At 44.6% G+C, this 19991-nt stretch carries 16 protein-coding genes; 3 read left to right on the forward strand and 13 right to left on the reverse strand.

What is annotated here, in order from left to right:
- Positions 1 to 10: 10 nt before the first annotated feature.
- The gene (locus AC59JT_RS20360) at positions 11 to 862 is read left to right on the forward strand and encodes a 4-hydroxy-3-methylbut-2-enyl diphosphate reductase (protein ID WP_497402648.1); all 852 of its coding nucleotides are present in this window, start codon (positions 11 to 13) and stop codon (positions 860 to 862) included.
- Positions 863 to 1391: 529 nt separating this feature from the next.
- On the opposite strand, the gene AC59JT_RS20365 is transcribed toward AC59JT_RS20360, so the two are convergent.
- The 8 genes from AC59JT_RS20365 to AC59JT_RS20400 form a co-directional block, all read right to left on the reverse strand.
- Positions 1392 to 3011 (reverse strand): ATP-dependent DNA ligase, encoded by a 1620-nt coding sequence (locus AC59JT_RS20365; RefSeq protein WP_497402652.1) that lies wholly within the window; start codon positions 3009 to 3011, stop codon positions 1392 to 1394.
- Positions 3008 to 4060, reverse strand: a complete 1053-nt coding sequence (locus tag AC59JT_RS20370) for a ligase-associated DNA damage response exonuclease (RefSeq protein WP_497402654.1) — start codon at positions 4058 to 4060, stop codon at positions 3008 to 3010. The genes AC59JT_RS20365 and AC59JT_RS20370 overlap by 4 nt, the downstream gene beginning before the upstream one ends.
- A gap of 101 nt (positions 4061 to 4161) precedes the next feature.
- On the reverse strand, positions 4162 to 6291 hold the full coding sequence (locus AC59JT_RS20375; RefSeq protein ID WP_497402656.1) for a carboxy terminal-processing peptidase: 2130 nt from the start codon (positions 6289 to 6291) through the stop codon (positions 4162 to 4164).
- A gap of 201 nt (positions 6292 to 6492) precedes the next feature.
- Positions 6493 to 7116 (reverse strand): hypothetical protein, encoded by a 624-nt coding sequence (locus AC59JT_RS20380; RefSeq protein WP_497402658.1) that lies wholly within the window; start codon positions 7114 to 7116, stop codon positions 6493 to 6495.
- A gap of 112 nt (positions 7117 to 7228) precedes the next feature.
- Entirely contained in the window at positions 7229 to 10966 is a 3738-nt protein-coding gene (locus tag AC59JT_RS20385; RefSeq protein WP_497402660.1) for a sensor histidine kinase, read from the reverse strand.
- A 78-nt stretch (positions 10967 to 11044) separates the two neighbouring features.
- Entirely contained in the window at positions 11045 to 11929 is an 885-nt protein-coding gene (gene fabD, locus AC59JT_RS20390; protein ID WP_497402662.1) for an ACP S-malonyltransferase, read from the reverse strand.
- Positions 11930 to 12052: 123 nt separating this feature from the next.
- Positions 12053 to 12697 (reverse strand): GTP cyclohydrolase I FolE, encoded by a 645-nt coding sequence (folE, locus tag AC59JT_RS20395; protein WP_497402664.1) that lies wholly within the window; start codon positions 12695 to 12697, stop codon positions 12053 to 12055.
- 9 nt (positions 12698 to 12706) lie between these two features.
- On the reverse strand, positions 12707 to 13123 hold the full coding sequence (locus AC59JT_RS20400) for a 6-pyruvoyl trahydropterin synthase family protein (RefSeq protein WP_497402686.1): 417 nt from the start codon (positions 13121 to 13123) through the stop codon (positions 12707 to 12709).
- A 147-nt stretch (positions 13124 to 13270) separates the two neighbouring features.
- On the opposite strand from AC59JT_RS20400, the gene mqnB reads away from it, so the two are divergent.
- Together mqnB and AC59JT_RS20410 are read left to right on the forward strand one after the other, a co-directional pair.
- Positions 13271 to 13939: a futalosine hydrolase gene (gene mqnB / locus AC59JT_RS20405; protein WP_497402666.1), complete on the forward strand. Its 669-nt coding sequence runs from the start codon at positions 13271 to 13273 to the stop codon at positions 13937 to 13939.
- 78 nt (positions 13940 to 14017) lie between these two features.
- Complete coding sequence (locus tag AC59JT_RS20410; RefSeq protein WP_497402668.1) at positions 14018 to 14866, forward strand: menaquinone biosynthesis family protein; 849 nt, start codon at positions 14018 to 14020, stop codon at positions 14864 to 14866.
- A gap of 112 nt (positions 14867 to 14978) precedes the next feature.
- Here the strand turns inward: AC59JT_RS20410 and hflX are convergent, their stop codons facing one another.
- From hflX to AC59JT_RS20435, 5 genes are all read right to left on the reverse strand, one after another.
- Positions 14979 to 16163, reverse strand: a complete 1185-nt coding sequence (gene hflX, locus AC59JT_RS20415; RefSeq protein WP_497402670.1) for a GTPase HflX — start codon at positions 16161 to 16163, stop codon at positions 14979 to 14981.
- 153 nt (positions 16164 to 16316) lie between these two features.
- A complete protein-coding gene (gene trpC / locus AC59JT_RS20420; protein WP_497402672.1) occupies positions 16317 to 17102 on the reverse strand; it encodes an indole-3-glycerol phosphate synthase TrpC in 786 nt (261 codons plus the stop codon).
- 56 nt (positions 17103 to 17158) lie between these two features.
- The gene (locus tag AC59JT_RS20425) at positions 17159 to 17782 is read right to left on the reverse strand and encodes an anthranilate synthase component II (RefSeq protein WP_497402674.1); all 624 of its coding nucleotides are present in this window, start codon (positions 17780 to 17782) and stop codon (positions 17159 to 17161) included.
- Positions 17783 to 17891: 109 nt separating this feature from the next.
- Positions 17892 to 19301, reverse strand: a complete 1410-nt coding sequence (locus tag AC59JT_RS20430) for an anthranilate synthase component I family protein (RefSeq protein ID WP_497402676.1) — start codon at positions 19299 to 19301, stop codon at positions 17892 to 17894.
- 222 nt (positions 19302 to 19523) lie between these two features.
- The gene (locus AC59JT_RS20435) at positions 19524 to 19961 is read right to left on the reverse strand and encodes a cytochrome B (protein WP_497402678.1); all 438 of its coding nucleotides are present in this window, start codon (positions 19959 to 19961) and stop codon (positions 19524 to 19526) included.
- Positions 19962 to 19991 lie beyond the last annotated feature (30 nt).

Below are 19991 nucleotides of genomic sequence, written 5' to 3' on the forward strand. Positions count from 1 at the left end.
TGTAAACGATATGAGCGAACGCAATTTACAAGTTACCATTGATAAGGATTCGGGCTTTTGCTTCGGGGTGATTTACGCTATTGATATGGCCGAAGATATCCTGACCGAAGATGGCTACCTGTATTGCCTGGGCGATATTGTACATAATGACGAAGAGGTACAACGGTTGAAAGACCGCGGTTTGCGCATTATTGACCATAGCCAGCTCAAAGACCTACATAACGAAAAGGTCCTCATCCGCGCCCATGGCGAAGCTCCGGATACCTATCGCACCGCTTTAGAAAACAACATCACCCTTATTGATGCCTCATGCCCGGTAGTGCTTAAACTGCAAAACCGCATCAAAACGTCGTATGACGATAACCAGAAGATATTGATATTTGGTAAGCATGGGCATGCCGAGGTTATTGGCCTGCAGGGCCAAACCAATAACGAGGCCCTGGTTTTCCAGGATATTGCCGAGCTGGATAACGTGGAGCTTCCGCATAACATCACCCTATACAGCCAAACCACCAAAAGTATGGACAAGTTTTACCAGGTGAAGGATGAACTCATCGCTCGCGGGTATGAACTGAATGCTAATGACACCATTTGTCGCCAGGTATCTAACCGCGACAAGGATCTGCCGGTATTTGCCAAAAGTGTAGATAAGGTGGTATTCGTTTCCGGCGTAAAATCATCAAACGGTAAAGTGCTTTACGAAGTTTGCCGCAAACATAATCCTAATACTTATTTCATTTCTTCTGTGGATGAGTTGGACCCGATGTTATTCGGCGCCAATGAAACTGTTGGCATTGCCGGTGCTACTTCCACGCCGATGTGGTTGATGGAAATGGTGAAAGCACGGTTGGAGACGTTTTAATTCTCACTCATATCCGCTCGTCATTATGAACGAGGCACGAGTGTAGGAAACCGACCGTAGGGAGCTCATTAATAACTTAAAAAATAAAACATTAATAATCCCCTTTAGACATGTAGCCTATTCGCATATTGCTTTTACAGGCCCTTCATGCACGTGGCTTGCCCGACTGTCGCACTATATCGTTTTTATCGTTCATCACATTTGTTCCTTATCCAGCCGCTAACATCGGCCGCTCAATCGCCGCGGATGGCTGTTACTTTTGTGGCTATGACAAAAGAAATGCGCCTCCGCGGCGAAGAGCGGGGCAAGACGTGCGTGAAGGGCCTATACAAGCGACAAGAACCCCAATTTCAGAAGTCGGGACAGGAACAAAGGTGTTGTGAATAAATAACGATTCCGGGTGTAGCAACAATTACTGACAAAACATCGCCACCAAAAAATTCAACCACCTGATAACAAGTGCTGTAGCGCTGCTACACCTGGTGTAGCAGTGTAGCGTGCTACGCATACAGCGCTACACTGCGCCACGTTAGTCGCCCAGCAGGGCCTTTAAATTATCAAGCGTATCAGCCTCCTCTTTCGGCTTATCCTGCCGCCACCGCAGTATCCTCGGAAACCGCAGCGCGATGCCCGATTTATGCCGCGTTGACCGGTTGATCCCCTCAAAACCGATCTCAAAAACCAGCTCAGGCTTAACCGTACGTACCGGCCCGAATTTTTCAAGCGTATTGCGCTTAATAAAATAGTCAACCTTGTTGATCTCGGCATCCGTAAGTCCCGAGTAAGCCTTAGCAAAAGGGACCAGCTTATCGCCATCCCAAACGGCGAAGGTGTAATCGGTATATAGGTCCGCCCGCCTGCCATGACCCTTCTGCGCGTAGATCATTACGGCATCCACGGATAGTGGGTCAATTTTCCATTTCCACCAATCGCCACGCTTGCGGCCCACCTGGTAAGTTGCGCTTTTGCGTTTCAGCATAATGCCCTCGGCTATCATGGCTCGTGATTGTTCGCGCACTGTGGCCAACTCATCCCAGCTCCCAAACCCGATCAGCGCCGAAATGCGGAATATGTCCGGATAGCTGGTAGCCGACTGCAGGTGTTCCAAAACCACCCGCCGTTCACTCTGCGTTTTGGTGCGAATGTCGTTGCCGGCGTATTCCAGGCAATCGTAGGCAATGAGTACCACGGGACTGTCCTGCAAAATTTTCTTACTTAAATTCTTCCGCCCTATGCGGGTTTGCAGAACATTGAACGGCATCGGCAAGCCATTCTGAAAGCTGAGAATCTCGCCATCCAGCACGGTGCCGTCGGGCAGTTCGTTCAAAAACGGGTGTAGCTCCGGGAATTTATCCGTAGCCAGGTCCTCGCCCCGGGTCCAGATGAAGATCTGCCCATCCCGCTTAATGAGCTGCGCGCGTATGCCGTCCCATTTCCATTCGGCCTGCCAATCTGCGGCATCGCCTAAAGCGGATTTAAGGTCATCCGCAGATTTTTGTTTCTCAGAAGTTTCCTGAATCGGGTAAGCCAGGAAAAAAGGATATGGCCGCGAGATATCATCCGACGCGCCTTGTTCCTGTACCAGTTGTTCGTAGGTATAGGTCTCCGGCATCCAGTTGCCCATAATGCGGTGGGTTAGGGTGGCGGCATCCAGTTTGGTGATATCCGCCAAAGCTTTAATTACCAAATTCTGAGAAACTCCCACCCGGAAACTGCCGGTAAGCAATTTGTTAAAAACAAAGCGTTCCTGGGTATCCAACACGGCCCAGCTTTCCATGAGCCATAGCTTGCGTTCTTCCTCGGTTTTGGTGCTGAGGTTGTTGAGCTCGGCTATCCACTCCGTCAGGTTTTTGCTGCTGGTGCCGGTGGTGTTTTGGGGCATGAGCAGGGCCATGGTTTCGGCAAGGTCGCCTACCACGTGATAACTTTCTTCAAACAGCCAGATGGGGATGTTACTCACCTCGGTTGCCCAGGTACGTATTTGAGTAGCATTGATGCCCCGTTTGGGTTTGCGACCGGTGAATAAAGCCAGCATATGCATTTTATCGGTATCGGGTACGCAGTTAAAATAGTCCTTTAAAACCTTAACTTTTTCATTGGTTTTGTTGGTTTCGTCAAGCGAGAGGAAGAGTTGGGCGAAGGCTTTCATACCGTAACTCCTTCCGCGTTTTCAGTTTCCGGTTCTTCGGTTGGTGCTAATTCTATGGCTTCATCATTACCATACAGCGTATGCACTTCATGCGCATCAAAACCTATCTCACTTAAATAACGCGCAAAGGTTGCTGTATAACCATGTGTCAAATAAACGCTCTCGCAGCCGGTGGCGTCAATAGCACTGATGAGGCCATCCCAATCGGCATGGTCAGACATGACGAAACCGCGATCGGCGGCACGCCTGCGTTTTGCACCACGGATAGCCATCCATCCCGAGCAGTAGCCAAAACTGTATGGCCCAAACTTACGCATCCACGGCGTACCTACCGATGATGGCGGGGCAATGATGATGCCTCTGCGTACTTCTTCTTTAACAGAGTCTTGTGTAATTCGATACGTTGGATTTAATATGATTCCATTGCGACGCAGCGCCTCATTGGTGTTTTCAATTACGCCGTGTGTATAAACTTTGCCGATAGATAGATCAAGGTTTTGCAAAATGCGCTGCGCCTTGCCAAGCGAGTAGCCCACAATAACCGTGGCCACACCGTTGTTTACATTTTGCCGCCACCAGTTGTTTACTTCATCAAATATCTGCACTTGGGGTTTCCATTGGTACACGGGCATTCCGAAGGTACACTCGGATATAAAGTGATGGCACCGTACCGGCTCAAAAGGCGTACATACGCCGTCGTCCTCTGTTTTGTAGTCGCCGGATACTACCCATACCTCGCCTTTATATTCCACCCTGATCTGTGCAGAGCCGATTACATGTCCGGCAGGAAATAAGGAAATACTTACACCGTTTTTAACTACCGTTTCGTTGTATTCAATAGTTCGCAGGTTAATATCGCCCAGGCGGTAAAGTAATACTTCTTTGGACAGGTGATGCGCCAGGTAATTTTTATGCCCCCAGTACGCATGGTCGGCGTGGGCGTGGGTGATCACGGCGTCGTTTACCGGTTTCCATGGGTCGATGTAAAACTTGCCTTGTGCGCAATAGATGCCTTTGTCGGTGAATGTTAACAGTGGTTTTCGTGCCATACTTAACTAACAACCAGTCGAGGGCGTAATTAGTTTTAAAAGCAAAGATCCCGCGTCTTTTGCAAGCGCGGGATCTTCAAATATTTGATTATAAGGCCGGTTTAATTAACGCGGCTTACTTTATTTTCTAAAGTGATATAGTCGGTTAATATCTGGCCGGCTTCTACCTTAAAAATGTCCAGATCTTCTTTTTTAGGTTTAGTTTGGCCTTTGGTTAGGGCCGGTCTGCCTAATGATGTACGGATTGCGTTATCACGATCTAAAGTTTTTTGCTCGTCGTCCGAACGTTGTTTTTTCAGTTTGGCCTCGTTTAGCGTTACCGATTTTTCTTTGTCGTTCTTTTTGTAATCGGCGATAGATTGAGTGATACTTTTAAAGCCCGGGTTGGTTAACATACGCTGATCGTGTAGTTTGGTCAACTCAGGTATTACGGTAGCAAAACTACCTACGGCGGCATATTCGCTTTTTGGTATCATGTCATAAGGCAGTGCCGATGGTTCGGTGTCTTCGCCATATTTATCCAGCGGGATGTACGATGGGAAATTAATATCCGGTAATACGCCTTTATGCTGGGTTGAGCTACCACTAATACGGTAAAACTTAGCTATAGTTAAATTTAGCTGACCGTAATTGGTTACACTACCGGTATTGGTAGTTTTTGGAGCCGGTTTCAAAGCTGATGATATGCGGTTGGCAATAGACGAGTTGATATACTTATCCATATCTATCTGGCTTTGTACGGTACCTTTACCGTATGATTGGGTACCGATCACGATACCACGACCATAATCCTGTATCGCGCCCGAAAATATCTCAGAAGCCGAAGCGCTAAATCTATCGATCAATACTGCCAGCGGACCAGAATAAGCAACCGACGGATCATTGTCTTTATCTACATCAATTTCGCCATTGGTATCTTTAACCTGTACTACCGGGCCCATTTTAACAAACAAACCGGTAAGTGAAATAGCCTCGTTTAACGAGCCACCGCCGTTTTGGCGCAAATCCACCACGATACCGTCAACATTCTCGCGTTTCAGGCTGTCTATGATCAGTTTCATATCGCGGGTGGTGCTTTGGTAGTTAGGGTCGCCGGCTTTGTAGGCGTCAAAATCTGCGTAGAAAGCAGGTACATTGATAATACCTATTTTAATATTTTTGCCATTGCTGTTGTAGTTGCGTACTTCGCGTTTCACTAACTGATCTTTCAACACAATTTTTTCGCGGATGATCTCAACCACTTTAGGCTGATCAGACACTGCTTTACCTTGCGGAAGAATTTTAAGTTTAACCAAAGTACCTTTGGTGCCACGTATCAGTTTAATGGCGTTGTCAATTCTCCAGCCAATAATATCCTGAAACTCGCCGTCTTTACCTTGAGCTACGGCTACTATACGGTCGCCATTGTTTATCTGGTGGCTTTTATCGGCAGGGCCGCCGGCTACCAGGCTGTTAATGCAAATGTATTCGTTCTTGCTTTCCAACGTAGCGCCTATACCTTCTAACGATCGTTTCATTTCCATACCAAACTGCGCCGCGTTAAACGGGTTAAAGTAATTGGTATGTGGATCAATAGCCTGTGTAAAATCATCCATAAACATCTGGAAAACGTCATCGCTAACCAGCTTGTCATTTTGAGTTAACAGGTTCTCGTAACGTTTTTTCAGCGTCTCTTTATTTTTTGCCATATCCGGCGTAGCCATCTTCAGGTTAAGCAAATCGTATTTAACACGTTTGCTCCAATCGCGGTCAAGGTCGGCGGTTGAGTTTGCCCATGGCAATTCGGCACGGTCATAAGTAAACGCGTCGTTCTGGGTAAAATCATAAGTTTTGTTTAGCTGGGCCAACGAGTATTTTATGCGTTCGGCATAGCGTTTTTGAAACACGTTGAACATGTAAAACACGTTAGCCAGGTTACCGGCTTTAATGTCATCATCCAACACAGTTTTAAATTTTTCAAACTCCTTAACGTCTGATGCTAACAGGTAGTTATGGTTTTCGTCAAGGCTTTTTAAATAGCGTTTATAGATCTCGGCCGAAAGCGAATCATTAAGCGGTACTTTTTTATAGTTATAATTTGATATAAGACCGGCCACTGTTTTACAAACCAAAGTTTGCTGATCTGTAGGTTGCAAGTTTGATGAGCCATCAACCGGTAGCGGTTTTGACGGAGCCGCGTTGCAAGCCAAAGCAGCACCCAGGGCTAGTACAAAATAAAATCTCTTAAACATATCTTTTACTGTCTTTAAATCAGGTGTTAAACAAAACATCAATACTTGTGCCTTTTATTAAAATGCTAATGTAAAAAAAGAGACAGAATATCCCTCTGCCTCATTAGACTAATAACAAGTAACAATATTACAATAATGTTTTACTCTTTTATATAAACCCGATGTATTTTACTTTATTGTTATAAAACAGCAAAATAATGTTTAGTTAACAGGTGGTTTTGCGTTAGCAATTTCTACAGCTTCAGCGTAACGAGTTTCTGTTTTAACAGCAGCCGGTTTGGTGTTGGCTAGCAGGTTTAATTTTTTGTTGATATCCAGAACATCGGTATTTAAACCAATGGCAAGTGCAATTTCATGTGCTTCCTGCAAATCGGCTTTAGCTAAAGCAAATTCGCCCAGCTCGGTTTTAATTTTGGCCAGGGAAAGCAGGTTTGACAGGGTAAGTTTATTATTGTTTTGCTTGCGCGATATGGTAGTGCTTTGTAACAGGTACCATTTAGCTTCAGAAAAACGGTTTTGCTGAATGTATAAAGCGGCCAGATCGGCAAAGTTATAGCTGGCTACATCATATATCCTGAAACGCATATTGTGTTTAGCTTCTTTAAGTAAAGCCGCTTCAACAATATTCATTACGTTCAGATGTTTTTTTGGTAATTCGACGGTTGTTAAAACGGCCGGGGTAAAAGTGAGTGTAATATTATCGTTATAAACGTGTGATGCTATGGGCGCAAGGTCAACACGAACAGGTTTTGGTGAGCTTTGCCAGAACTGGGCTGATGCAGTAAAATTAAGCGCGCACAAGAAAACAAGTATAAAATATCTCATCAATCTTTTTTTCTTAGTTTAAATTAATTAATTTATATGCAAAAGTAAATATATAATTTAAGTAATCAGCATCCAAATAAATATCTGACAATGTGCAGAATAACTGTAGAGTTTACTGTGCACCCGGCAAGCTCAGGTAAAACGTGGTGCCTTCGTTAGTGAAAGTTTTGAACCATACCTTACCGCCCGCGTTTTCTATCGAATTTTTCACGAAGGCAAGGCCCAGCCCGGTGCCCGAGCTTTTTGTGGTAAAGTTAGGCTCGAATATTTTTTCGCGCATGCCTTCGGGTATGCCGTTACCATTGTCTTTAATCACCAGCAGGATATTGGTGCTGTTCATTTCAAAGGTGATATCAATCTGGCCGTATCTTTCGGGCGGAGTGGCTTCAATAGCGTTTTTAAGCAGGTTATTAAAACAGCGTAAAAGCTGGTCGCGGTCGGCATTGATGATAAAGCCCTCTTCTGGCGGATGATAGGATATCACGAAGTTGTCCATCTGTTTAAAAATGGTAACGGCCTGGTTCAAAGCATCAAAAATGTTGAATTTCTCCATCCTTGTGTCCGGCATCTTGGCAAAGGCCGAAAACTCCGACGCGATAGATGAAAGGCTTTCTATCTGCTCAACAAATGATTTGCTGAAACGCTCAAATTTCTGATCAAATTTAGGGTCTTTTTCCCGCCAGGATTTTTCTAACAGCTGCAAGCCCAGTTTAAGCGGGGTAAGCGGGTTCTTGATCTCGTGCGCCACCTGCTTGGCCATTTCGCGCCAGGCGCTTTCACGTTCGCTTTGGGCCAGCCGTTGCGCGCTGTCCTCCAGGGCGGCAATCATGTTATTGTATTCCTTCACCATGGCGCCAATTTCATCATCCCTGTCCCAGTTTATCGGCTCGTTCTTTTTACCATACATGGTTTTACTTAAACTTTGCTGTATAAAGTTTAGGGGATTGGTGATTTGCCTTGCGATGATAACCGCCAGCAAACCAATGGCAATAAATATGATAGTGTAAATATTGATCATTACATTAAGTAATGAACCAATACGCTCGCTGTAGTCTAACTGGTTAGAGAAGTAAGGTAACTGCAAATAAGCTACCGTTTCGCCGTTAACATTACGTAAAGGCGCATAAACGGCTTTGTAAGTAAGCAAGCCAATGATCTCTGAACTGATATATTCTGACCGTTGTAGCCGACGCATGTTAATAAAGGCACGCGCGTTCATACGCTTTACAATCAGTCCGTCCTCATAAATGCGCGGCTGGGTGGTGTATAGCAAGCGGCCATTACGGTCAAACATCACAAGGTCGGTTGAAAACGAACTGGCCAGGGCATCAAAGCTAATGCGGTTCTCTTCGGTTTCGTTCAGGTATTTATCCAGCAGACTGTTTTCAATAAGCGATGTAATGTGTAATATTTTATCGCGGATCATTTTATCCTGCTGGCTTTGATATTGCGTGCTGATGGACACCGTAGTTACTATACCTACCAGTATCAACGTAATTACCACCGCCGATACCATCGAAAACTGGATGCGGGTTTTGTAAAGCAGCTTATCAAAATTTAGCCTTAAGCCCCATTTAATACGGTTGTTGGTTATAGTTAAAATTTTAATACGCATCCACGCCCACATCACCAAAATAACCAGGCCGCTAAAGGCCAGCAGTATTACAAAAAAGAAGGTAAGTGCCGCTATACTGTAAAACACCGGGTTTTGCTCCTTGCTTACCACAATAAGATTACGCTGGTTAGTTTTATGTATTAAATGGCTGTAGGTATCAAAAGGATTATACCATGCCGCGTTAATGGTGCGGGTAGTTTTAACGGTATACTTTTTAACATCGCCTTTAAAAATGGTATTTACCAGACTGTAAACATAGCTGCCGCTTTGGGTAAGTAATTTATCATCGCTGTAAAAGGCAAACGAGTAGTTTTTAAAGTCGTTATCTATTTTAACGTTCTCGTCAATTAATAGCTCCGGGAAAGATGTGGCCGTTTGCAGCGCTTTTGAGCGAAGCCTGATCACGATGGAGCCAATATTCTCGCTATCGTTAAAAATAGGTAAAATGGCAAAATAACTCTGGAAACCGAACGATTCGTTTTCGCGATAGAAGTATTTTGATACTTTAAACGCGCTGTAAAGTACCATGTCCTTAAACACATCCAACGAGTAGCTTTTATCGGCCGATAGCGCTTCGCCACGCGTATTAAACTCATGTATCTCAAAATCGTATTTTGACAGGTAGCCGTCAAAGTACAGTTTCTGAAAATGATTTTTAAGATAGTTGCTGGTGTATAGCGTATCATGAAAATAACGCAGTACCACTTTATCTTTTACAATATCGTCCTCAATTTTCCGGAAAAGGTAATCGGCCGTAACGTCATCCGGTGTTTCCAGTTTTTGGATAAGCGCTTTACGGGTGTCCTGTTCTTTGGCGGCTTCAAAATTGGTTAAGGATACGGCTGAAATGAGTGCGCAAACAAATACAATACCGGCGAATGAGGTTGAGGTAAGCCTTGCATCATCATATTGGTAGGCCCGTGCGCGGATGTATACAATAATGGCCCAGAAGATATAGAATAGTGTAAATCCATCAGTAACCGCGCGTGCTACAGTAACGGCAATTATGATGGTGATGAAAATGATAAGCTTGGCTTTGGCGCTGATATTTAGCTTGCTGCAAATAGTTAGCAGTACCTCGTTAAGCAAATGAAATATGTAAAAAGCGAAGCAGAGCATTAACAGCCCCCAAATACTAAATCCCGACAGGCTAAGCACATTGGTTACGTCAAAGTTTATTTTTGAGTTTACCACCAGGCCATAAAACAGGGTAAGCAATGAGGTTGATATGGCTATAAGCGCACCTATGCTTGCAATAAATATAAGGTAGCCCCAAAAGGCTTTAGGGGTAAATTTTAATAGCCTGCTACGTTGCTGGTACAAAAAGGTAACGAACCAACTTAACAACAGGATATTGATACACAGATCGCCCAGCGAAGGATAAATTGCGCTTGATGCAAAATGCGCGGGGCTAAAAATGCTGAGTCGGGATGAAAGATCGGGCCAGTTGTAATTAAGGTTAATAAAACGCACACCGACGATAAATGCCGCCAATATCAACAACGAAACGTATACATAGCCACGGTACGCAAAGTAGTTGCAAATACTTTGCGCCAGTATAGCCAGCACCAAAAACGTAAGCAGCCAAATGGTTAGTTCGAAATAAAAAAAGCCGTAGTCAATTTCGTTACTGTTTGTTTTTACCGAGAACAGGTAACTGTTATTTACCGTATGGATGTTATGAACATTTTTATCAGTAATATCAGCTATCGCGATGTTATTGGTTTGTAGCAGGTCCTTATCAAAAGTGTTTTGCAGGTATTTGTTTTGAAAGGAATATTCTGTTTTTATGGGGATGAAAAATATAAGCGAAAAATCGCCCTCATTTTTGCGGATGGCTTCATAATAACCATTAGGCTGTTTGATAAAGGATGATCCTTCTTTAATAGAAATCAAGCGGTTGGTTTCGGGCAACACCCTTATACCGCTCCAAAAAGTTACCTGGTTGTTTCTGAGGGTGATAAACCATATGCGCTTATCGGTAGTAATTTCCTGGACAAATTTGAGGCCGGCCATTTCAAAAATGGCCATGTTTTTAAAGCGGTCAAACTTGGGCTTGGTATCAAAAAGGCTGTAAGCCAGTTCTTCCTTTTCATGCAGGTTATCTTCAAGTAAGCGGGCAGCCTGGCGCAGGCTATTTTGCGGGGTGTAGGTTTTACGTACAATTACTGCCGTTAACAGTAAACTGGCAGCCAGCAGCGCCAGCATTAAACGTATTTTACCCGAGTAGCTCAAATGTTTTAGATATGGTATTTGTCGATCACGTAAAGCTACAATAAAAAAAAGCCGCTTTAGTTTGCGGCTTTTAAAATTTTATTGCTGGATGGCGGCACTTGCCGTTGGCATGGCGCGGTCAACTTTTTTGACCAGACCCTGCAGCACATTGCCCGGGCCAACCTCGGTAAATGAGGTGGCACCGTCTTCAATCATGTGCATTACGGTTTGTGTCCACCTAACGGCGCCGGTAAGCTGGGATATCAGGTTATGCTTAATTTTCTCCGGATCGGTATATGGTTTGGCATCTATGTTTTGGTAAACAGGGCATATAGGCGCATTGATAACGGTATTAACAATAGCATGCTCCAATTCCACACGTGCCGATTCCATCAAAGGTGAGTGGAATGCGCCGCCCACGTTTAATTTTAAAGCGCGTTTGGCACCGGCTTCGGTCATCAGCTCGCAAGCCTTGTCAATACCGGCAATAGTGCCCGATATAACCAACTGGCCCGGGCAATTGTAATTAGCCGGAACTACCACATCGCTTACGCGCTGGCAAACGTCCTCAACCGTAAAATCATCCAAGCCTAAAATAGCCGCCATAGTTGATGGCTGCAATTCGCAGGCTTTTTGCATGGCGTTGGCACGTGCGGCAACCAAGCGTAAACCATCCTCAAATGATAAAGCGTTGGCTGATACCAAAGCAGAGAACTCGCCCAATGAGTGACCGGCGGTCATGTCCGGTGCAAAGTCAGGCAGTACTTTGGCTAAAATAACCGAGTGTAAAAATATGGCAGGTTGGGTAACCCTGGTTTGTTTCAGGTCCTCGTCGGTACCGTTAAACATAATATCAGTAATGCGGAAGCCCAGTATTTCGTTGGCTTGCTCAAATAACTCGCGCGCTTTGTCTGATTGTTCGTAAAGGTCTTTACCCATACCAACAAATTGCGCGCCTTGTCCCGGAAAAATGTATGCTTTCACTGTGTTAGAGATTAGTGATTGGTTAATTAGTGAATAGTTAATTGCGATTAGAGAATAACAAGTTAACCAAAGATTTGTGTTTGCCGATAGCCAACTAATCTCTGATCAACTAATCTCTAATCACTAGCTTAACTTCGATGAAATTAAATGTAAAAACTCCGCCCTGGTTTTCTCCTGGAAGAAACCGCCCGAGAATGCCGAGGTAGTAGTAACCGAGTTCTGTTTTTGTACACCACGCATGCACATACATAAGTGACGGCACTCCATAACTACACCCACGCCAATAGGCTGTAGGGCTTCCTGGATACAGTCGCGAATTTCGTTGGTTAAACGTTCCTGAACTTGCAGGCGGCGGGCGTAAGCGTCAACTACACGTGGTATTTTGCTCAATCCCACTACGTGGCCGTTTGGTATATAGGCAATATGCGCCTTACCGAAGAAAGGCAGCATATGGTGCTCGCACATAGAATACACTTCAATGTCTTTCACCACTACCATCTGGCTGTATTCTTCTTTAAATAAAGCCGAATTTAGGATCTCTTTCGGGTTAAGATCATAGCCATGTGTTAAATACAACATGGCTTTGGCAACACGCTCGGGGGTTTTTAGCAGGCCCTCGCGTTCGGGGTTTTCGCCCAGTTGCTTTAATACTTGTTTATAGTGGCCCGATAGGCTTTCAATAAGCTCGGGATTGTAGCGGTCTATTTTTTCGTAGCCGTTAATGTCGTCGTTCCTGTCGGGGATGTTATCGTCGTCGTCGTAGATCATGGTAAGGAGTTAGTCGCCAAAATACTCGGCCGAGTTATTTTCGGTTTCATGCAGGCGCACCGAGTGTAAAAACACGCCTTTGTAAGCCTCAATAGGGGCTTTTAGCTGGTTAAATATCTCAATGCAAAGCAATTCGGTTGATGCCATTTTGCCTTTCATAAATTCAACATCAAGGTTGATGTTTTTATGATCAAGCTTTTCAATAACATATTCGTGGATGATTGTTTTTAGCTCTTTCAGATCAATGAGGTAGCCGGTTGCATGAGTTACTTCGCCTTTAACGGTTACAAACAGGTTATAGTTATGGCCGTGCCAGTTTGGGTTGGCACATTTGCCAAACATTTCGAAGTTTTTTTCGGCGCTCCACTCATCGCGGTACATTTTATGCGCTGCGTTAAAATGCTCCTTGCGTGTTATGTGTATCATCATAATATTTAGTGGGGCAAATATACAAACTAGTTTTGAGTTGGGAGTTTTGAGTTTAAGTCGCAACTTGATGATTGCCCTGTACTGGGTAAACTGCCAACCTTAAACTTTATTTAATTATCTTAGTTTATAAAATAAAATGACGACATGCGGATATTAATTGTAGTAGCTACTCAAGGCGAAGTGCAGCCCCTGATGGATGCGCTGGGTATGCAGCCTAGCGACGAGGCCGAAAACCTGTTTGTGCCCCGCCATATTTCGGTGGCTAATTGCTCGGTGCTGGTAACAGGCGCGGGTATGGTGCCTACGGCTTTCGCGCTGGGTAAGCACCTGCCGCATAATGTGTACAACCTGGTAATTAATCTGGGTATCGCGGGCAGTTTTGACCGGGATATTAAACTGGGTGATGTTTTGGAAATTACCCAGGACACCTTCTCCGAACTGGGTGCTGAAGACGATGCCCGCTTCATCAGCATTGAACAACTGGGCCTGGGCGCCGGGATATTTGCACCTACTACTACTTTAAGCCATTTCGCCCCGCAAACAAAACTGGCTAAGGCTACCGCGATCACTGTAAACACGGTGCACGGCAACGAAGCAACCATAGCCACTATCAGCGAGCGCTTTAAAAAACCTCAACTGGAAAGCATGGAAGGCGCGGCTTTCTTTTACGCCTGCCGCGAACTGAAGGTGCCGGGCATACAGATCAGGGCAGTGTCAAATTACGTTGAAAAACGTAACCGCGACAACTGGGAGATAGGGCTTGCTGTAAAAAATCTGAATACATTTGCGCTGGATCTGGTGAGGACTTTATAGGTGGTGAGGTTTTACGTTATACGTTTTACGTTGCACGTTATTCTCTTCACGTAAAACGTCCAACGTAAAACGTACAACATGAAATTGACTCTCGGCTTTTCGCCCTGCCCTAACGACACTTTTATTTTCGACGCCCTTATTCACCATAAAATTGATACCGAAGGTCTGAACTTTGAGGTGTTTTATGATGACGTAGAAACCCTCAACCAAAAAGCCTTCCGCGGCGAACTGGATATTACCAAGCTAAGCTACCATGCTTACGCCTATATGGTTGATCAATATGTGCTGCTGGATGCCGGTAGCGCGCTGGGTTTCGGTGTTGGCCCGATGCTGATATGCAAAGGCGATCCTGATGCCCTTCGTTTACAACTTACAACCCACAACTCACAACTCAAAATCGGCATCCCCGGTAAATATACCACCGCCAATTTTTTACTCGGCTTAGCTTTCCCGCAGGCAACCAATAAAATTGAGCTGGTATTTTCAGATATTGAAAATGCCGTACTGGAAGGCCGTGTTGACGCCGGACTTATTATTCACGAAAACCGTTTCACCTACCAAGATAAAGGTTTAAAAAAAATAATTGACCTTGGTGACTACTGGGAGAAAGAAACCGGCTGTGCTATACCGCTTGGTGGTATTGTAGCCAACCGTAGTTTACCTGTTGATGTTCAGCATAAAATAAGCCGGGTGTTGCGTAAATCAGTAGAGTATGCTTTTGCCAACCCAAAATCGGGATTGGACTTCATCCGCAGCCACGCGCAGGAAATGAGCGAGGAGGTGATGTACAAGCACATTGAGCTTTACGTAAATAAATACTCGATTGATCTGGGCGAAGAAGGACGTAAAGCGGTACAGTTGTTATTTGATACGGCTTTGGAGAAGGGAATAATTCCGGAGATAAAGGATAGTATATTTTTGACGTAAGTAAAAAGGGTGTCATGCTGAGGCACTCGAACCATGCGGGCAAAGGCCTCTGCGCTCACCCTTCGAGTGCCTCAGGGTGACACCCTGTTTTGTATGTATTTAATGATTAGCTTTAATACAACAAATTATCATAAGGATACCTATCCACATGTAATTCCATTACATATTTATAGATCAGCGCCCTAAACTCGTCTATGTTTTCTTTTTGAGTGGCCGATATAAATATGGCCGGACTGTTGTTTTTTGCCATCCAGCTGTTTTTAAAATCTTCCAGCGTTACAGGTTCAACTTCTTCATCGGGGTTCATTTGCATTGGCTTAAAGGCATCAATTTTGTTGAACACGGTGATGGTTTGCTTATCACTTGCGCCAATATCTTTCAGCGTATCGTTCACCGCGCGTATGTGGTCCTCAAAGCTGGGGTGCGATACGTCAACCACGTGTATCAACAGATCTGCCTCACGCACTTCATCCAATGTCGATTTAAAACACTCCACCAAATCGTGCGGTAACTTGCGGATAAATCCTACCGTATCCGATAGCAAAAACGGTACATTCTCAATCACCACTTTACGCACCGTTGTATCCAGCGTAGCAAATAACTTGTTCTCCGCAAACACTTCTGATTTAGAGATCATGTTCATGATGGTTGATTTACCCACGTTGGTATAACCCACCAGCGCGGCGCGCACCATGGCTGTACGGTTTTTGCGTTGTGTAGCGTTTTGCTTATCTATCGTTTTAAGTCGGTCCCTTAGCAAGTCAATTTTATTCAGGATCAACCGACGGTCAGTCTCTATCTGGCTCTCACCCGGGCCGCGCATACCAATACCACCTTTCTGGCGCTCCAAGTGGGTCCAAAGGCGGGTTAGGCGGGGCAGCAGGTATTGTAGTTGTGCCAGCTCCACCTGGGTTTTAGCCTGCGCCGTTTGCGCGCGGTTAGCAAAAATATCCAGTATCAGGTTATTGCGGTCCAATATTTTAACCTGTAATTCATTCTCAATGTTGCGTAGTTGCGATGGCGTAAGCTCATCATCAAACACCACAATATCAATTTCTTCCTGCTTAACAAACGCGCGTATATCCTCCAAACGACCCGAACCCACAAATGTGGCTCTATCCGGTTTGGCTAGTTTTTGGGTGAAAATTTTAACGGTTTCGGCACCGGCGGTATCCACCAAAAATTGTAATTCTTCTAAGTATTCTTTGGCGCGTTCTTCCGTTTCGTTAGCGGTAATAACGCCAACCAACACGGCACGCTCCTGCTTCACAGCAGTATCATAAAATTTTTGCTTCATTAAAATTGATTTAACAATCAGAGTGCCAAGTTACGAAAAGTCGCCGTTTTGTCATTGCGAGGAGGAACGACGAAGCAATCGCACGGAGAACAGTCTGCGATATGCGAAGTTCGCGATTGCCACGCTACGCTCGCAATGACAAGGAAGTGAAACCTACCTCAACCCCTTCACAAACTCCCTGATCGAAGCGCCCGGATCTTGATCCTTCATAAAATTCTCGCCAATTAAAAAGCCGCTGAAGCCGGCTTGCTTAAGCTCGTTAATAACGGTAGTGTTACTGATGGCGCTTTCAGAGATCTTTAAAAACTCGTCGGGGATATGTTTAGCCAGTTCAAATGAGGTTTGTACCGAAACGGTAAAATCAGCCAGGTTGCGGTTGTTTACGCCTATGGCATCCACGTTTGGGTTTATGCTGCGTTGCAGTTCTTCCAGGTTGTGCACTTCTAACAAAACATTTAGTCCTAAACTTTTGGCAAACGAGGCCAGGTTCTGTATTTCGGCAGGGGTAAGGATGGCTGCTATTAGCAAAATAATATCGGCACCTAATGATTTTGCTTCCAGTACCTGGAATTCGTCTATCATAAAATCCTTACGCAAAACCGGGATCTGGTTAGCCTTGCGGGCCTTGATCAGATCAACTTTGCTTCCGCCAAAAAATACGGTGTCTGTCAATACCGATAAGGCCGACGCGCCTGCCGCAGCATAGGCCGTAGTTACATCTTCTACGCTTACCTTATCGTTGATGATGCCTTTTGAGGGCGATTTGCGCTTAAACTCGGCAATGATACTGGTACGATCCGGCGCCAGCAGGAAATCTTTAAATGAATAACAATCGCTGGCAAAAAGCTCGGTTTTTTCCAGTTCGCGGCGCGATGTACGTTTTTTGGCTTCGGCTACCTCAGCTTTTTTGTTGAGGACAATTTTATCAAGTATATTCATAACCCCTCAGTCTCCGCTAAAGGCGAAGAAACGCATGGTTTAATGTGTAAAATAAATTAGTGGGCTAAAGTAGCTAATTTTTCAATAGCTGCGCCTTCTGCCGGCTGCGATGCTAACCAGTTTCTCATCATTTCTTTGCCAAATTCGGTCAGGATTGATTCCGGGTGAAACTGTACGCCACGCACATCATACTCCTTGTGCCTTAAAGCCATGGCCGAATTATCGGTTTCGTCAATAGCCGTAATTTTTAAGGTATCTGGAATACTTTTTTCGTCAACCACCCATGAGTGGTAGCGGCCAACGTTAAAGGTTTCGGGCAGGCCGGCAAATAATATTTCTTCGCTATCAGTAACTTTTATAGGCGTAGCAATGCCGTGCATAGGTTGTTTCAGGTTATACAGCGTGCCGCCAAATACTTCGGCAATAGCTTGCTGACCAAGGCATACACCAAACATACTTTTAGTGGGGGCATATTTCCTGATCACGTCTAACAACAAACCGGCTTCTGATGGTATGCCCGGGCCAGGTGACAGGATGATCTTATCAAAAGCGTCTACATCTTCCAGTTTAAACTGGTCATTGCGCCATACTTCGCACTGCATGCCAATTTCGTTAACCAGGTGTACAAGGTTGTACGTAAACGAGTCGTAGTTGTCAATAATCAATACTTTATTTTCCATATTTCACCTCCCAACCTCTTTTTAAATTAATAGGGGATAATTGCTTATTACGTTATTTTGATTTGTTTGTTTCTGTTTTGTTACGATTTTACTCCAATTAGCTCTTTTGCTACAATTCTTCAGCTAATTCCAATGCCCTGCGTAACGCGGCAATTTTATTATTTACTTCATTTAACTCACTTTCGGCTACCGAACCTGCCACAATACCGGCACCGGCCTGGTAGTGCAACGTGTTGTTTTTGCTCAGGAAAGAACGGATCATGATAGCATGATTAAAGTCGCCGTTAAAACCCAGGAAGCCTATCGCTCCACTATAAAAACTGCGTTTAATATTCTCGTTCTCGTCAATAATTTCCATAGCGCGGTATTTTGGCGCGCCGCTCAGGGTGCCTGCCGGGAAAGTATCGGCCACTACTTTAAAACTTGGTACGCCGGGCAGCAGTTTGCCGCTCACCATAGATACCAGGTGGATGAGGTGCGAGTAGTATTGTACCTCTTTGAAAGCCTTAACTTCCACATGCTCACAATGACGACTCAGGTCGTTACGAGCCAGGTCAACCAGCATCACGTGTTCGGCCGATTCTTTGGGGTCGTTTTTTAAGTTGTGTGCTATCTCGGCATCCTTCTCATCATCGCCGCTGCGTTTAAACGTGCCCGCGATAGGGAAGATGGTCGCCTTACGGTCTTTAATAGTGATCTGTGCCTCGGGCGATGAACCGAAGATGCGGAAGTTGCCGTAGTCAAAATAAAACAAATACGGCGATGGGTTAATAGAACGCAGCGCACGATAAACGTTAAATTCATCACCCGTAAATTCTTTTGAAAAAGCACGCGAAGGCACGATCTGGAAAACATCGCCACGGTAAATATGCTGCTTCATTTTCTCAACAATGGCAATAAAGCCTTCGTCAGTAAGGTTTGATTTTTCGGCTGCAGAACTTTTAAAGCTGTACTCAGGGAAATTCTTGTTTTTGATGAGGTCTTCTATTTTAGAGATACCTCTGCCTTCGTCCTGTCCCTCCGGCTGGTTTTGAAATATGTACAGTTCGTTTTTAAAGTGGTCGATAGCGATAATGAAGCGATAAAGGTTGTACTGCATTACCGGGATCTTGCGGGTGGTATCGTCGCTCTTTTTTAAACGGATTGTTTCAAAATGTTCCACCGCCTCATGCGTAAAGTAACCGAATAAACCGTTCGAGGTTATTTTAGGCTCAACTTTATTGGTCTCAAAGTTGTTCAAAAAGTCGTTGATATAGCTAATGAGTTCAAACTCGCCTTCGGCAAAGTTTTCCTGCTTGCCATCGGGGTAGCGTACGTTTAAGGCACCGTTATCCAGCGTAAGGCCGCCAATCGGGTCGCAGCAAACGTAGCTCACACTGTTTTCGCGACTGTGGTAGTCTGAGCTTTCCAGCAATAACGAATTAGGGAAAACATCGCGTAAGCGTAAATAAATGCTAACCGGTGTAGTGGTATCGGCAAGTAGCTTTTTATAAGTGGTAGTAATTTTATAAGTGTTCATTTTTATATTTTCAAAATAGCCGTAAAACAAAAAACCCAGCGAATGAGGGTCGCCGGGTTTTTGTATTAGGTTTACAATTGTTTAGTCTTGCTGATCAAAAATAACTCCGGCTGCCAAATTTAATTGGTGCCACCAGTAGTTTTTATGGTTGTTTTTGATCATTGTGGTCACAAATTTAGAAAGAAATTTGGATTTACAAATTTTTTCTGAAACTTTTTCGCATTAGCCTACCAGGCCACGGCCGCTTTGCATAATCGCCACTACGATAATGAGTAAGGCTAACGAATACGTTATCGCTATTACGCGGTGTTTGTCGGTATGTACAATGATCTTTTTCGAGCGTGAATGACCTACAGTTAATAAAGCGATGGCAAAAAGCATCATTACCGCATGCTCCATGGTCCAGTAACGGGTTTCGGCCACCTTCATGGTTTGGCTGCTAAACTGCACAAACGGACTAACGAAATACAGCACTATACCAAACAAAAACTGCGTATGTGCCGATATCATGGCAAACATGTTTAGTTTACGGTTGCCCTCGGTGTAGGCGCGTTTACCAAACCAGCCGGCAAAAGCCACCAGTATAGCCACCACAACCAGCACCATTACTATATACCTGAACCCCGAGTGCAGGTGTAAAAAAATGTTATATAAGCTCATTGGTTTAAAATTTTGTGCAATATACGATTA

The sequence above is a fragment of the Mucilaginibacter sp. A3364 genome (assembly GCF_059690715.1).